The sequence below is a fragment of the Pseudoalteromonas sp. P1-13-1a genome, from assembly GCF_001401875.1.
Taxonomy (GTDB): Bacteria; Pseudomonadota; Gammaproteobacteria; order Enterobacterales; family Alteromonadaceae; genus Pseudoalteromonas.
The window spans coordinates 13,007-29,369 of sequence record NZ_LKDV01000010.1 but is presented as its reverse complement, the minus strand read 5'-3'; the positions used below and the strand labels follow the sequence as shown (position 1 = coordinate 29,369).

9 protein-coding genes are annotated in these 16,363 nt (G+C 41.4%); 8 read left to right on the top strand and 1 reads right to left on the bottom strand.

The features are described from left to right. Window positions 1–577 precede the first annotated feature (577 nt). From AN391_RS08410 to AN391_RS08385, 6 genes are all read left to right on the top strand, one after another. A complete protein-coding gene (locus AN391_RS08410; protein ID WP_055015070.1) occupies window positions 578–3,364 on the top strand; it encodes a TonB-dependent receptor in 2,787 nt (928 codons plus the stop codon). A gap of 121 nt (window positions 3,365–3,485) precedes the next feature. Beyond that, window positions 3,486–4,979 carry a tryptophan halogenase family protein gene (locus AN391_RS08405; protein WP_055014993.1) on the top strand — a complete coding sequence of 498 codons (1,494 nt, stop codon included), beginning with the start codon at window positions 3,486–3,488 and terminating at the stop codon, window positions 4,977–4,979. After that, on the top strand, window positions 4,979–6,835 hold the full coding sequence (locus AN391_RS08400; protein ID WP_055014992.1) for a glycoside hydrolase family 13 protein: 1,857 nt from the start codon (window positions 4,979–4,981) through the stop codon (window positions 6,833–6,835). The genes AN391_RS08405 and AN391_RS08400 overlap by 1 nt, the downstream gene beginning before the upstream one ends. 86 nt (window positions 6,836–6,921) lie before the next feature. Beyond that, window positions 6,922–8,781, top strand: coding sequence for an alpha-amylase family glycosyl hydrolase (locus AN391_RS08395; protein WP_055014991.1), 1,860 nt, complete (start codon window positions 6,922–6,924; stop codon window positions 8,779–8,781). Next, the gene (locus AN391_RS08390; protein ID WP_055014990.1) at window positions 8,774–10,273 is read left to right on the top strand and encodes an MFS transporter; all 1,500 of its coding nucleotides are present in this window, start codon (window positions 8,774–8,776) and stop codon (window positions 10,271–10,273) included. Before AN391_RS08395 ends, AN391_RS08390 begins: the two co-directional genes overlap by 8 nt. A 9-nt stretch (window positions 10,274–10,282) precedes the next feature. After that, a complete protein-coding gene (locus AN391_RS08385; protein WP_055014989.1) occupies window positions 10,283–12,694 on the top strand; it encodes a glycoside hydrolase family 15 protein in 2,412 nt (803 codons plus the stop codon). Window positions 12,695–12,799: 105 nt separating this feature from the next. Here AN391_RS08385 and AN391_RS08380 read toward each other — a convergent pair whose 3' ends face one another. After that, window positions 12,800–13,816: a LacI family DNA-binding transcriptional regulator gene (locus AN391_RS08380; RefSeq protein ID WP_055014988.1), complete on the bottom strand. Its 1,017-nt coding sequence runs from the start codon at window positions 13,814–13,816 to the stop codon at window positions 12,800–12,802. Window positions 13,817–14,095: 279 nt separating this feature from the next. On the opposite strand from AN391_RS08380, the gene glk reads away from it, so the two are divergent. Both glk and AN391_RS08370 read left to right on the top strand, forming a co-directional pair. Continuing rightward, window positions 14,096–15,088 carry a glucokinase gene (gene glk, locus AN391_RS08375; protein ID WP_055014987.1) on the top strand — a complete coding sequence of 331 codons (993 nt, stop codon included), beginning with the start codon at window positions 14,096–14,098 and terminating at the stop codon, window positions 15,086–15,088. A gap of 36 nt (window positions 15,089–15,124) precedes the next feature. Then, window positions 15,125–16,138, top strand: a complete 1,014-nt coding sequence (locus AN391_RS08370) for a LacI family DNA-binding transcriptional regulator (RefSeq protein WP_055014986.1) — start codon at window positions 15,125–15,127, stop codon at window positions 16,136–16,138. Window positions 16,139–16,363: the final 225 nt, after the last annotated feature.

Below are 16,363 nucleotides of genomic sequence, written 5' to 3'. Positions count from 1 at the left end.
TACGTGAAGGGGGCTACACTGTAAAAAGCCTGCATACGTATGCAGTTAATTTACTTAGTTAAAAGTACTTTTAAGAAGGTGTATTAAAGGTGCTGTGTTTTTATTACTAACTTTACCAATCATTCTTTTTACTTATAAATAAAACAGTGCGGGTCTATTTTGGTGCTTATTTTAAAAGGCTTGCACGGTATTGGTGAAAGCGGCGAATGGTCTTACCAATTTCATAAAAGGGAAATTATGAAGATAACTTATGTAAATATTAAAAAATGCTTTATTTAACGCTATTTACACCCTGTATTGAGAGTAATTTATAGTGCGAACAAATGTATTTTTATAAAACTCATTAACAATCATATTGCATCAAAATAATGGACTTAAAATCAGTGGGTTAGAGGTTTTATTGTGAATTAAGTGTTAATTTGTAACGTATTGCATAGTTTTGAATACGTATGCATAAAGTTGTTAATAAAATAATTCGAGCGTTAATATTGATGCTGACAACAAAATTAGCTCGCCTGTTTGACTATCACTCAAATAAAGAAGCGAGTATCACAATATGGGTAACGGGAAAAACATCATGTCTATGTTCAAACCAAGTATATTAACGTTGGCAATGGCAACTGCCGGATTAGCAAGCTTTGTCTCTGTAGCAGCGCAAGAAGATACAGTTAAAAATGATGACGTTGAGGTTATCGAAGTAAAAGGATTCCGTGGCAGTGTTGTTGAATCTATCAACACCAAACGCTTTTCTACACAGGTTGTAGAATCTATTTCTGCAGAAGATATAGGTAAACTACCTGACTCTTCAATTGCTGAGTCTATTGCACGCTTACCTGGTTTAACGGCGCAGCGCCTAGATGGTCGTGCAAGTAGAGTATCAATTCGTGGTTTTGGTGAAAACGAAAGTGGTACTACGTTTAACGGCCGCGAGCAAGTATCTATTGGCGATAACCGCGGCGTAGAGTTTGACCTTTACCCTTCAGAAATCATGAGCGGCGTTACTGTATATAAAACACCTAACGCAAGTATCGAAGCCGAAGGTATTGCCGGTGTTATTAACATGCAAACCGTGCGTCCTTTAAGTAAAGGCGAGCGTGTATTCCAAGTTAATGGCCAATACGAGCAAACCAGCTTTGATAAACTAAACCCAGACGGTAACGACGATGGTTACCGCGGTACTATTTCATACATTGATCAGTTTGCTGATGACACTATAGGTGTTGCATTTGCACTAAACACCATGAGCTCACCAAACCAAGAAAAACGTTGGAACTCGTGGGGTTACCCAGAGTTTACTGCTGATGATGGTAATACGTACTCAATTTTAGGTGGCGCAAAACCATTTGTGCGTTCATCAACACTTGAGCGTGATTCAGCCATGCTTGTATTAGAAGCGGCTCCAACAGACAAACTAAACATGACGTTTGATGCATTGTATGTTGATTTTACTGATGAAAAAATCTTACGTGGTATCGAAATTCCATTTGCATGGGGCCAAGGTTCGATTGACCCTGCAAGTGTATCTGTAGATGCAGAAAGCGGCTTTATTACCAGTGCGGTAACTAATGGACAGCGCGTGGTTGTTCGCAACGACTACGAAGAGCGTGAAGCAGAGCTAACCGCGTTTGGTTTTAATACTAAATACGATATTGACGATTCATGGTCAGTAGAATTTGATGCCAGTTATTCGCAAGTTGATCGCAAAATATGGAGCCTTGAAAGTTACTCAGGTACAGGACGCGGCGATTCTCGTGGTGTTGCAGATAACTTAGGTTACACCTTTAATGGTGGGAATACTGGCGCTACGTTTACTCATGACTTAGATTACAGTGATTACAGCCTAATACAATTAGGTGGCCCTTTATCATGGGGGGCAAGCTCTGCCTTAAACGATAAATATGGTTTAACGGGCACTGAGTATGAAAACCAAGCGCAAGACGGTTTCATTAATGCACCAACGATTGAAGATGAACTATCTACGTTAAAGCTAGCGGTATCAAAAGTATTAGAAAACGAATACTTCAGCTCTATTGAGTTTGGTATGTCTTATAAAGAACGCGAAAAAACAAAAGATTCGCAAGGTTTCTTTATGACGTTATCTGACTTTTCGCTTGATAATCCTGGCATGCTAACTGTGCCAGAGCAATATCGTATGGGGAGTGTTGACTTAGGCTTTATTGGCATGGGCGATATGATTGCCTACGATGTAAATGGTCTTGTTAATGGCGGCTACTACGACTTACTGGATGAAAGCTTAACGAATACGAGTCATTTAACTAAATCGTGGACAGTTAAAGAAGAAATCACCTCTGCTTTTGTACAAGCTAATATTAATGCCGAAGTAAACGGCTTAGCGTTAACGGGTAACATAGGTGTACGTTACGTTCATACCGACCAATCATCGCAAGGTAATGCATTTAGCACTGTAGATGGTATTGTTGTGGCATCACCTACCAATATTAGCCACGATTACTCTCACGTATTACCGAGTTTGAACTTATCACTTGCAATTGATGAGGAGCAAACAGTACGTTTTGGTGCCGCTAAAACAATTTCTCGTGCCCGTTTGGATGAAATGAATGCCTCTATCGACGCATCATACAATACAACACCTGATGAAAACGGTAACTTTTGGTCAGTATCCGGTGGTAATCCTAACTTAGAGCCAAAAGAGGCAACTGGTTACGATTTAACGTACGAAAACTACTTTAGTGATGAAGGTTACTTCTCTGCTGCATTTTTCTATAAAGACTTAACGCAGTGGATTTTTGACGGCACTTACGAAATTGATATGTCTGGCGTTGCTGACCCATCAACAGGCGAAATTCCTGCAACATCTGAGGGCACAGGTAGCGGTAAAGTCAATGGCGGTGGGGGTGATTTATACGGTTACGAGCTATCTCTCGCGCTTCCATTTAAAATATTCCACCCGTCACTTGAAGGTTTTGGTTTAATTGCAAGCCATACCGGTATTGAGTCTGATATTGAAGATCAAAACGGTAATGAGTACGAGCTGCCTGGTCTGTCTGACAAAATTCAAAGCTTGACGGTTTACTATGAAATGAATGGTATTCAACTGCGTACCAGCATGCGTAAACGTAGTGCCTTTAAAGGTGATGTATACGGGTTAGGTTTTGATACTCAACAAGTTGACATTCTGGGTGAGACTATTTGGGATGTGCAAGCAGGTTATGACTTCTCTGAAGCTGGTGTTGAAAGCCTTGAAGGGTTATCAATTCAGTTCCAAGTTCAAAACTTAACAGAAGAGCCGTTTACATCGCTTTCTGGCGATAACGCGCTGCAAGTTCGTGACTACCAAGATTACGGGCGTACTTACTTGTTAGGCTTTAGCTACAAGCTATAATAAAGGTTGTGTGTAGGAGCCCTTGTAATTTGTTTTACAAGGGCTTTTTTATAGCTACTTTATCTAATATTAATCCGCAATATTACCTAATCATTTTGTGGGGCTAAACGTGGACACTACTATGAAACCAATAAAACACGTCGTAATCGCTGGTGGGGGTACGGCAGGGTGGATAACAGCTGCTTTGCTTAATAAAGTGTTAGGTAAAGTGATTAAAATAACGCTTATAGAATCAAGCACTATTGGCACGATAGGCGTGGGTGAAGCGACCATTCCGCCTATTATTCAACTTAACAACGCACTGGGTATAAACGAGCAAGATTTTATAAACACTACACATGCATCTATAAAATTAGGAATTGAGTTCGAAAATTGGAAAAACACCTCTCATAGCTACATGCATGCTTTTGGCTCATTTGGAAAAGACTTCCCCTTTTGCGATTTTTACAATTTTTGGATAAAAGGAAAAATTACAGGCTCTGAAAACAGCCTATGGGATTTTTCATTAAATTACCAAGCAGCAAAAAAACATAAGTTTGCACCCTTAAATACCATTCCTAATACGCAATTACCCGGCTTGAGGTATGCCTATCACTTTGATGCCACTTTATATGCTGAGTTTTTAAAAAATCTCGCAGTGGCACGTGGTGTTGAGCATGTTGATGCCAAAATTGAGCAGGTTGAACAATGTCCGCTATCAGGGAATATAAAATCTTTAACCCTTGATAACTCACAGCAAATAAACGGTGACCTTTTTATAGATGCTACTGGCCAGCGCGCCTTACTCATAGAGCAAACACTAAACACAGGCTTTGTAGATTGGTCTCATTATTTACCGTGTGATAGCGCGGTGGCGGTGCAGTCAAAAGGTACAGACGAGCTAAAACCTTACACGCGTTCAATTGCACACAGCGCGGGCTGGCAGTGGCAAATACCTCTGCAAAGCAGAATCGGTAACGGCTTGGTGTACTGTAGCCGTTATTTATCTGACGATGCGGCAACGCAGTTATTATTAAATAATTTGCCAGCTGAACCGATTACAGCACCACGTGTTATAAAATTTAAAACAGGTCGGCGGTTAAAACAGTGGCACAAAAATGTGGTGTCGGTTGGTCTTGCCAGTGGTTTTTTAGAGCCGTTAGAGTCAACCAGTATTCATTTAATACAAAGCGCCGTGACCCGATTAATAAAGTTGTTTCCGCATAATGGGATTAGCGATGCGTTAGTTACTGAATTTAATAGGCAAAGCGTAACTGAAATAGAACACATTCGTGATTTTATAATTTTGCATTATAAGCTAACTGAGCGAGACGATTCTGCTTTTTGGCGACAATGCAAGCAAATGGACATACCTGACTCATTGGCCCACAAGCTCGAGTTATTTAAGGAAACTGGCAAAGTCGTGCGCGAGAACGACGAATTATTTGCCGAAGTTGCTTGGCAACAAGTATTTATAGGCCAAGGACTTATCCCTGAAGATTACAACAGTATTGTTGACTCACTCAGTAGTGAACAACTTAACGATTTATTTTCCACATTAAATACTTTGATCACTTCAACGGTAGAACAGCTACCTACTCATAAAGAATTTTTAGCAAAAATTAAAAAGGCCTGATGATGCAACTTTTAAATAAACTTTTACTTGTAAGTGCCTGTACTTTACCAACCATTAGCTACGCACTTGACGTTGAGCCCGCTAATTGGTGGGTTGGCATGAACAAAAATACCATAACCATCATGGTGCATGAGCAAAACATTGCAAACGAGCAAATTAAATTAGCTAAATACAACGGCGTTAAGTTAAATAAAATAACCCGTACAGATAATCCAAATTATGTATTTTTAAATATTACCATTACCGACGAAGCTAAAGCCGGAACACTTGAATTTAATAGCAGCGAAACAAGCAATAACTTTGAGTTTCCACTTCTTGAACGAGATAAAAACAGCGCACGGCGTCAAGGGTTTACATCAGCTGATACGCTTTATTTAATTAACCCTGATCGTTTTTCTAATGGTGACAAACAAAACGATACCGTCCCTAGCATGTTAGAAGCAGCAAACCCGAGCATAAAAGGGGGGCGCCACGGTGGTGATATTCAGGGCGTTATAAACGCACTACCGTATTTAAACGATTTAGGTGTTACACAGCTTTGGTTAACCCCAGTGCTTGAAAACAACATGCCTAACTATTCTTATCATGGTTATGCAATTACAGACTTTTATAAAGTTGACCCGCGTATGGGCTCAAACCAGTTATACAAAACGCTATCAGTAAAAGCAAAAGAGCAGGGGATAGGTCTGGTTATGGATATGGTCCTTAACCATTTTGGCTCTGAGCATACATGGGTTAAAGATAAACCCACTAAAGATTGGATTAACTTTAATGGTGAGTTTAATAAAGGCAAAAATGCCACCAGCCATGCACGCCAAACCATACAAGACCCACACGCCAGTGAATACGACAAACGCCAGTTTAACGATGGTTGGTTTGTAGAAACCATGCCTGATTTAAATCAGCGCCAACCACTGGTAAGTGAATACTTAATTCAAAATGCGATTTGGTGGATAGAATACGCCGATTTAAGCGGCATACGTGTCGATACCTATTCATATTCAGATAAAGCATTTTTGAGTGATTGGACAAAAGCCATAATGCAAGAGTACCCAGACTTTAATATTGTTGGCGAAGAGTGGACGTCTAACCCTGCTATTGCCTCTTACTGGCAACGTGGTAAGCATAATCAAGATGGCTATACATCAAGCTTACCAAGCGTGATGGACTTTTCGTTGCAAGAGTCGGTAATTCAAGCCCTAAATGAAGATGAGAGCTGGAACACGGGCTGGGTTAAAGTATATGAATCGTTAGCGAATGACTTTTTATACCCTGATACCAATAACATTATGGTATTTGCCGATAACCACGATATGAGCCGTGTTTACACTGAACTTGGCCAAGATGTAGCTAAAACTAAAATGGCAATGACCTTGTTTTTAACCACCCGTGGTATACCGCAAATGTATTACGGTACGGAAGTGCTATTAGATAACACCCCCAGTAAAGACCATGGTGATATTAGAATCGATTTCCCAGGTGGATTTGAAGGGCCAACACGTAATGCCTTTACCAAAGAGGGTTTAACAAAACAGCAAAAAGAGATGCATAACACCATTAGTACGCTGCTTAACTTCAGAAAAAATAGCTCAGCATTAGATAAAGGTAAACTCGTACATTTTACGCCTCAACAAGGGGTCTATAGTTATGCGCGTATTAGCGATGAGCAAACTGTGTTGGTATTTATGAATAAAAACACGCAAACGCTACAAAAAAATATTGGGTATATGCAAGAGGTGATGCCTAACAGCACAACAGCATTTAATTTATTTACTCAAAAAACACAAAAGCTTGGCAAAACCATTGAATTACCAGCGATGAGCGCAACGGTACTCGTTATAAATACGCCACAATAGTGACCTGAATACGTATGCAGCAACTGTATGGTTGCTGCAGTAATCTTTAGTATAAAGTTAATAACAATACTGACAAAAGACACGCAATGAAAAAATCCGTTTATGTATCCGCAGTACTGTGCAGCTTACTTGTTACAACTGGGTGTTCAGAAAATAACAAACCTGAACAACAGCAAACACCTGTACACACGCAAAATGAGCTTACCAAGCCGGTTGTATATCAAGTATTTACTCGGTTGTTTGGTAATACCGAAACAGCCAATGTGCCTTGGGGCACTAAAGAGCAAAACGGTGTAGGTAAATTTGTCGACTTTAACGACGCAGCGCTTAAAGGCATTAAAGAACTTGGTACCACGCATGTTTGGTATACTGGTGTGTTACACCATGCCCTAGTTGGCGATTATACCGAATACGGTATTTCACAAGATGACCCCGATGTAGTAAAAGGCCGCGCGGGTTCACCGTACGCGATTAAAGATTACTACGACGTTAACCCCGATTTAGCCGTTAACGTATCAAACCGCATGGATGAATTTACTGCACTTATAGAGCGTACACATAGTCACGGTATGAAAGTCATTATTGATATAGTGCCTAACCATGTTGCCCGAAATTATCAATCACTTGGAAAGCCTAAAGGCGTAGAGGATTTCGGCGCGCAAGACGACACCAGCAAAACGTACGATAAAAATAACAACTTTTATTATGTGCCGGGTCAGTCATTTCAAGTACCTACCTCTACAACCTACACCGCGCTAGGTGGAAAGGCTCACCCTCTTGCAGATGGCTTTTTTGATGAAACGCCTGCTAAATGGACAGGTAACGGTGCCCGTGCACCAAAACCCGATATTAACGACTGGTACGAAACAGTAAAAGTAAATTATGGTGTTAAGCCAGATGGTAGTTTCGATTTTGCTCAGCTGCCCAACGACTATAAAGACAAGGATTACCATGCCCATTATGCGTTTTGGCAAGATAAAGAGCTACCAGATAGCTGGTACAAATTTAGAGATATTGCGCTTTTTTGGCTAGACAAAGGGGTAGATGGCTTTAGGTTCGACATGGCCGAAATGGTACCGGTTGAATTTTGGAGCTTTTTAAATTCATCAATAAAAATGCAAAAAAGCGACGCCTTTTTATTGGCCGAAGTATATAACCCGTTAATGTACCGAGCGTATATTCAACAAGGTAAAATGGATTACCTTTACGATAAGGTCGGCTTTTACGATACCTTAAAAGCAATAATGCAACTAAAACAACCCGCCAATAGTATTTTTGAGGCGCATCAAAGTGTGCTCGACATAGAGCAGCACATGCTGCATTTTTTAGAAAATCACGACGAACAACGTATCGCCAGCCCAGACTTTGCCGGTAATGCCCAGTGGGGTAAACCTGCTTTAGTTGTCTCTAGTTTGATCAGCCGTTCGCCAACCCTCTTATATTTTGGTCAGGACGTGGGAGAGGATGGCTCTGAAAACGCAGGGTTTGGAACGCCGACACGTACCAGTATCTTTGATTACATTGGCGTACCAGCGCACCAAGCATGGATGAATAACGGAAAATTTGATGGGGCTAATTTAAGCGCCGATCAAGTCGCACTTCGTGATTACTACAAAGCGGTTATGTCACTTAATAAATTACCCGCTGTAGTGGGAGGAGAGATGTCACCTCTTAAACTTGAAGGCAGTGAGCGCGTTGTTGGTTTTACCCGCTCTTTAGGTCAGCAAAGTGTGTATGTGTTAAGTAACTTCAGCGAGCAGCCACAAACAATTACAGTTAATGTATCAAAGGCACAATTAGCTGCAATGAGTGAAAATACGCTATTAAATGATTTACTTGAGAATCACACCACCGAGCTTAAAGCTCATACGCAAGGCGCTACATTTAACCTCACACTTGATGCATTTAGCAGCGCAGTATTAATAAATAAGGCTAATAATGAATAATCAAAATAATAATACCGATAAGCCAAATTTAAGTTTTTGGCAGATATGGAACATGTGCTTTGGCTTTTTAGGCATACAGTTTGGTTTTGCCCTACAAAACGGCAATGTGAGCCGTATATTTCAAACATTAGGCGCACAAGTAGATGATATTCCCATTTTATGGGTTGCAGCACCGCTAACTGGGTTGATTGTACAGCCTATTATTGGTTACTGGAGCGATAAAACGTGGGGGCGCTTTGGTCGTCGCCGTCCATTCTTTTTTGTTGGGGCTGTGCTCACAACGCTTTCGTTGTTTATTATGCCGCACTCGCCAACACTTTGGATTGCCGCCGGTATGTTATGGATCATGGATGCGTCAATCAACGTAACCATGGAACCATTTAGAGCGCTTGTTGGTGATAATCTACCAGAAAAACAACGTGCGACAGGTTACGGTTTACAAAGCTTTTTTATTGGTATTGGTGCGGTGTTAGCCTCGGCGTTACCGTGGATGATGACCAACTGGTTTGAGGTAAGTAATACCGCGGCACCGGGGCAAATTCCTGAATCAGTTAAATACTCATTTTATTGGGGCGGGGTGGTGTTACTTGTCGCCGTGCTATGGACCGTGGCACGAACTAAAGAATACAGCCCGGAGCAATTAGCGGCTTTTGAAAAACAATGCGCTCAACCTACAACAAGCAACGTGGTTGATATTAACTTTAATAAGGGGGCCATTATTTTTTTGGTGCTGGGTTTAGCAACCCTTGCATTAGTAATGGGGCTATCCCTTGAAAAAGAGCTTTACCTACTTGCTGGTGGCTTACTTGCGTTCGGTATTGTGCAGTGGATTGCAGCAGCACTTAAAAGTGCCAATAAAACACAAGGTGGTTTTTACCAAGTAGTACAAGATGTATTTACCATGCCAGAGGCCATGAAACAGCTTGCTTGGGTGCAGTTTTTTAGCTGGTTTACTTTATTTGCCATGTGGATTTATACCACGGCGGCAGTTACAAGCTTTCATTATGGTAGTAGCGATGCAACCTCTCAAGCATTTAACGATGGTGCAGACTGGGTAGGCATTTTATTTGCCGCGTACAATGGTTTTGCCGCTATTGCCGCTATGTGTATTCCGTTTTTAGTTAAAAAAATGGGGTTAAAAGGCGCGCATTGTTTTAATTTATTACTGGGCGCATTAGGGCTTGCAAGCTTTATGCTTATTCAAGACCCTAAAATGTTACTTATTCCTATGATTGGTGTGGGCTTTGCTTGGGCGTCTATTTTATCGCTGCCTTACGCCATGTTAAGTAATGCTCTACCGAGTAACAAAATGGGCGTTTACATGGGTATTTTTAACTTTTTTATAGTTATACCTCAGTTACTTGCCGCCAGTATTTTAGGGCTTATTTTACGCCATGCATTTTCAAATCAGCCTATTTACGCATTATTAATTGGTGCAGCCTCGTTTGTTGTTGCCGGCATTGCTGTAATGCGCGTTAAAAATTCAAATTAAGGACACACAATGAGAAAATACAACCTTATCACCGCCTCACTTTTAACGTTAGGTTTAACGGCTTGTGGCGCTCAAAACACAAGCACGACTGATGAAACTACCGCTGCACAAGTTACATCGGCACCTGGTGCCCCAGGTGCAGAGCCGTTTTGGGCTTATGCAGGTAAAACAGGTATTGGTACATCTTTTGAACAATACCAAAACGGCCAATATACGGATGCAGCTGCAACGGGTGATGTATCTAAAGTATGGTTTTCAATTGCTAAAGGTATGATCACCGAAACCATGTTTGGGCTTATTCACCAAGCACAAATTAAAGACATGCAATTTGTTGTTACAGGTAAAGACTTTACCGTTAGTGAAGCTGATGAATTAGATGTCACCATAGATTATTTATATAAAGATGCACAAGGTCGCCCACTTTCGCTTGCTTATAAAGTAACAAGCACTGATAAACAAGGCCGCTTTAGCCTAGAAAAACACATATTTACCGACCCTGACGGGCAAACCCTGTTTGTACGTAGCATATTTAATACTGAGCTTGAAGGGCTAAAAGCGTATGTGTCTGTTAATCCGTACATTAACAACAACGGCTTAGGTGACTTTGCTAAAACAACAGATCACGGCCTCGTTGCATGGGAAGACGATAACTATTTATCACTTCAATCAGCAACCCCATTTAAAGCTAAAACAGTGGGCTTTACAGGTGAAAGCGATGGTATTAACGCGCTTAAAACAACGCAATCTATAAAAAACCAATACACAAATACTGGCGAATCTGCTGGTAACGTAAGTATGTTGGCAGAGCTTGGTGAAATAAGCGCAAATACCACCTTTGATTTGGCTCTAAGCTTTGGCAAAACGCAGCAGCAAAGTTTCAATGAAGGTAAAAAAAGCTTAGCAAAAGGGTATCAAACAGTACTTGAACACTATAACGGAAAAGGGGAAGCGCTGGGCTGGCAAGATTACTTACAAAGCTTAAAGCCGCTCAATAGCATGGTCGAGCAAACCGCCGATAACGGCAAGCTTTTATACACCAGTGCCATGGTATTAAAAGCACAAGAAGATAAAACACACGCAGGGGCATTAATTGCTTCTCTATCTAATCCATGGGGCGAAACGGTATCTGCTAAAGAGGGTTCTACAGGTTATAAAGCGGTGTGGGTGCGCGATTTTTATCAAGTAGCCATGGCATTTATGGCGCTTGGCGATACTGCCACAGCAAAAACAGCATTCGAATACCTTGAAAAAGTACAAGTAAACAGCAAAACGCCGGGCAATAAAGGCGATACAGGCTGGTTTTTACAAAAAACACATGTAGATGGTGAACTAGAATGGGTAGGCGTACAGCTTGACCAAACAGCTATGCCTATAATGCTTGCCTGGAAGTTACACAAGGCCAATGTACTTAGCGATGAAGAGCTAAAAAGTTGGTACGGCAAAATGTTAAAACCCGCGGCTGATTTTTTAGTGGATGGCGGGCTTGCTAAAATTTTGTGGAACGACACACAAATTACACCACCGGCAACACAGCAAGAGCGCTGGGAAGAGCAAGAAGGTTACTCCCCTTCAACAACTGCAGCAATAGTCGCTGGCCTTATTACCGCAAGCGATATTGCAACGCTTAGTGGCGATGATAAAAACGCAAAGCGCTACCTTGCTACGGCTAAAAAATACAGCAACGATATTGAATCGCACATGTTTACTACCGAAGGTAACTTAAAAGGCGAGAATAGCGATGGCGAATACTTTATTCGTATAGGCCAAGATACCGATGCAAACTCAAACACTAAAATTAACGCTAATAATGGCCGCGAAGGGTTTAATAAAAAGCAAATTTTAGATGGCGGTTTTTTAGAGCTAGTACGCTATGGCGTTCGCGATGCTAACGACGAAAGCATTGTTAAAACACTGCCAGAGTACGATGACGAAACGCTTGAAGATAACTTACAAGTTAGATACAGCTTTAGCTTTGACGATGGCAGCGGCACATTTGCAGGCTACCGCCGCTATGGTAACGACGGCTACGGTGAAGATGAAATAACAGGCACCAACTATGCAGAAGGTGGTAGCAACACACCAGGTCAACGCGGTCGTGTTTGGCCATTTTTCACCGGTGAGCGCGGGCATTACGAAATCGCAGCTGCGAATGCAAACAACGCTCTGAATGATGCTAAACAAGCACAGATTAAAAACAGCTATGTAAAAGGCTTAGAGCAATTTGCTAATAACGGCCTTATGTTACCCGAGCAAGTATGGGATGGCGTAGGCGTAAATAAAGCAGGTTACAAGCTAGGTGAGGGCACTAATTCAGCAACCCCACTGGCATGGACTCACGCTGAGTATATTAAATTAGTTCGTTCACTGAGCGACAAACAAGTTTGGGATCATTACCCTGTTGTTGAGAAAGCTTTACAATAAGGCTAGTCCAAAATTTAAAATTAAAGCCACGGTTAATAGCCGTGGCTTTTTTGTATTTAAGTGGGGTTAGTGTTTAGTAAGCACATGAAGTTGAGTTATAAACCCTTAACTAGACCCTCTGGCAATTAACACTGGCGGTAAAAGGGTGCTTTGCACTTCTTCTTCACGTATTAATTTAAGCAGGTTCTCTACTAGCATTTGCCCTGCAACAGTGGTGTCTTGCGCTATGGTGGTAAGCGGTGGGTTTATATAGCTTGCTATAGCTATGTTATCAAAACCGACCACGGCCACTTCGTTAGGAACATTAATATTGGCTTCTTTTAAAGCGCGAATTGCACCAATGGCTATTAAATCACTGGCGGCAAATAAGGCGTTAAATTTAATGTTATTTGCTATGAGTGAGCGCGTAGCGTGGTAACCTGACTCCTCAGTAGAAATAGCATTGGCCATTTTTCGCTCATTAATGGTTATACCACTAGTAAGTAGCTCATCTTTAAACCCCTGAAAGCGGGCAAAAAATTCTGGGCTGTGATCAGAAGCATCACCAATAAACGCACAATCAGTACGGTTATGGGCAATTAAATGGCCTGCAGCTAGTTTACCTCCGCCGTAGTTATCGCAACATACGGTTAAATCCGGGCGGTTATCGACGGTGGCCCCCCAGCATACAAATTTTGTGTTTTGCTCTAGTAAGGTTTTAAATTTGGGCTGAAAGTCTATGTAATCACCATAGCCGAGTAAAATTATGCCATCGGCTCTGTGGCTGTCTTCGTAATCAGCTTGCCAATCAGCGCTGGCTGATTGAAACGAGACTAATAAGTCATAACCTTCTTTTGCACACGCACGGGTGATACTGCCCAACATAGACAAAAAGAAAGGGTTTATTTGTGATTCATCTGATGTTGGGTCTTCAAACAATAATAGCGCAAGGGTACTACTTTGCTGAGTACGCAAGTTGCTGGCATTTTTATCCACTTTATAGTTAAGTTGCTTAGCTATGTCGTGAACGCGCTTGCGTGTTTCTGCATTAACAAGGGGACTATTTCGTAAAGCGCGAGATACCGTTGATTGTGAAACGCCAGCATAATGGGCTATGTCAAATGAGGTGGCTTTACCTTTCATTGTTACAACTTAAATAAATGCTAAATAATTGTGTCATTTTCGACTATTAGTGAATTATTTCAAGCTTTTTACGATTTATTATTGATCTAGTCATGACACCGGTGTCATAATGTCAATGTTTTATCATTTTGTTGTCAAAACGTATTAGCTGCTATTTTATATAGCAGCCTTTTTTACTGTGATAGCTACTTTGAGGTGATAGCTCAAAGTGTATAAATAACAACGCATGGTCGTTGTAAAATAACAAGCATAAGCCGCTTACACAAAAGAGATAATACCATGAGCCAAAATTCTTCTGCCCATTTTAGCCCCATCCTTGTTGCCGATATTGGGGGCACCAATGCGCGCTTTGCATTAATTACCGATTTTAACGAGCAATCAAACCAATTTGTTATTGAACATATTAACATATTTCCTAGTGCAAATTTTGGTTCTTTAGAAAGCGCGCTTGAGCAGTATTTAACAACTATTCCTCACGTAACACCTACTCGCGCCTGTTTGGCAGTTGCAGGACCTATAAAATCAGGTCAAGTGCATCTAACAAATTTAGGTTGGCACTTTAGTGTTAACGAGTTTAAAGCGCATTTTAATCTAACCCAATTAGAAGTAATTAATGACTTTGCTGCATTTGCTTATGCAGCGCCTTATTTAGATGCAACTCAAAACATTACTATTAAGCCTGGTCAAGCCGATGCAAATGCAAATATTGGTGTTATGGGCCCAGGTACAGGTTTTGGCGCAGCGTGTTTGGTGCGTACGGCGCAATCTTGCGCTGTATTGAGCTCTGAGGGCGGGCACATGTCGCTTGCGCCTGTTAATGAGCTAGATGCTTTATTAATTAATGAATTGCGCAAAGAACACCCACATGTTTCAATCGAAACGGTTTTTTCAGGCCCAGGTATTGCCCATTTATACAAAGCAATGGCTGCCGTGAAGGGGGTGACAGCTAAAAACTTAGATGCAGCACAAATTAGCAGCCTTGCAAACAGTGGCGAATGTGAAGTGTGTGATGCAACGCTTAATCAGTTTTGTGATTGGATAGGCAGTGTGGCAGGCGACTTAGCTGTGGTATATGGCGCATTAGGTGGCCTATTTATAGGTGGTGGTATTTTACCACGTATGCAGAGCAGATTATTAGAGAGCCGTTTTGTAGAGCGTTTTTCGCAAAAAGGCGTTATGTCGCAATATGCAGGGCAAATACCGGTAACCTTAGTAACCCAAGATAACATACCGCTTATTGGCGCGGGTGCGTGTTTATATAACAGCAAATAGTTTTTTGCTTAATGGTTGTATTTGGATAATGAACAAATGAAAAAAGTAACCATAAATAGTGTAGCAAGCCATGCGGGCGTTTCTAAAAAAACGGTATCGCGGGTGTTAAATAATGAGCCTAATGTGAGTGCGGCTACGCGCGAAAAAGTGCTTAAAGTATTTAAAGAGCTTGATTATACACCAAACCCCATAGCACGCGGACTGGCGCAAAATCGTAGTTTTATTATTGGTTGTTTGTACGATAACCCAAGTAAAAGTTATATAACACGCGTACAAACAGGCGCACTTGCTGCCTGTAAAGAGAATAACTATAACTTACTAATACACCCTTGCGAACTACGTGGCGACGATTTAATTAACGACATAGAGCAATTACTACAAACCTCGCGTTTAGATGGCGTAGTACTTACTCCGCCATTTGGTGATTTTGAAAAACTCGCTAATTTTTTAAAAGCTAAAAACATACCGTATGCACGAGTTGCATCGGCACTGCTTGAAGATGATTCAATTTCGGTGCGTAGCAACGATGAGCAGGGCGCCTATGAAATAACCGAGCACTTAATTTCACTTGGTCATAAATCAATTGCCTTTATTAAAGGCCACCCTGATCACAGTGCTACGCAGCAACGCTTTAATGGCTACAGACGTGCTTTGGCAAGCCACGGTATAAAATTTGATGAGCGCTTAGTTGAAGAGGGTAACTTTAGTTATCACTCAGGTGTAGACAGCGCACGCAGTATTTTAGATTTGTCACCAAGGCCTACGGCCGTATTTGCATCGAATGATTACATGGCGGCGGCGGTACTAAAACTTGCCACACAGCGCCAATTAAGAGTGCCAGATGATATCTCTATAGCTGGGTTTGATAACGCTCCTATAGCACGCCATATTTGGCCTGGCTTAACCACTATTGCACAACCTGTAGAAGAGATGACAAAACAAGCTGTAACGCAGCTTATATCGCATATCGCGCAGCCACAAGAGCAGCCTTATCAAGTTACCCTAGAATCCCGGTTAATAACGCGCGAGTCTACTGCCGCAATTAAATAAAATTTCACTTTGCTTTTCACAGTAACCCGAATTTGAGTGGCGCTTATTCGGTTTTTTTTTGGGCGGATTTTAGCAAATAAACTAAAATTAGCCTGTTCATTAATTGGTCACGTTAAAATTTTACACTAATTTTGTTACTCAGGGTTGACACCGGTGTCAATGCTATGCGTTAATACAGTGACACCGGTGTCAGGGTTGTTGTGAGAGGCTCCCTGGTAGCGTACC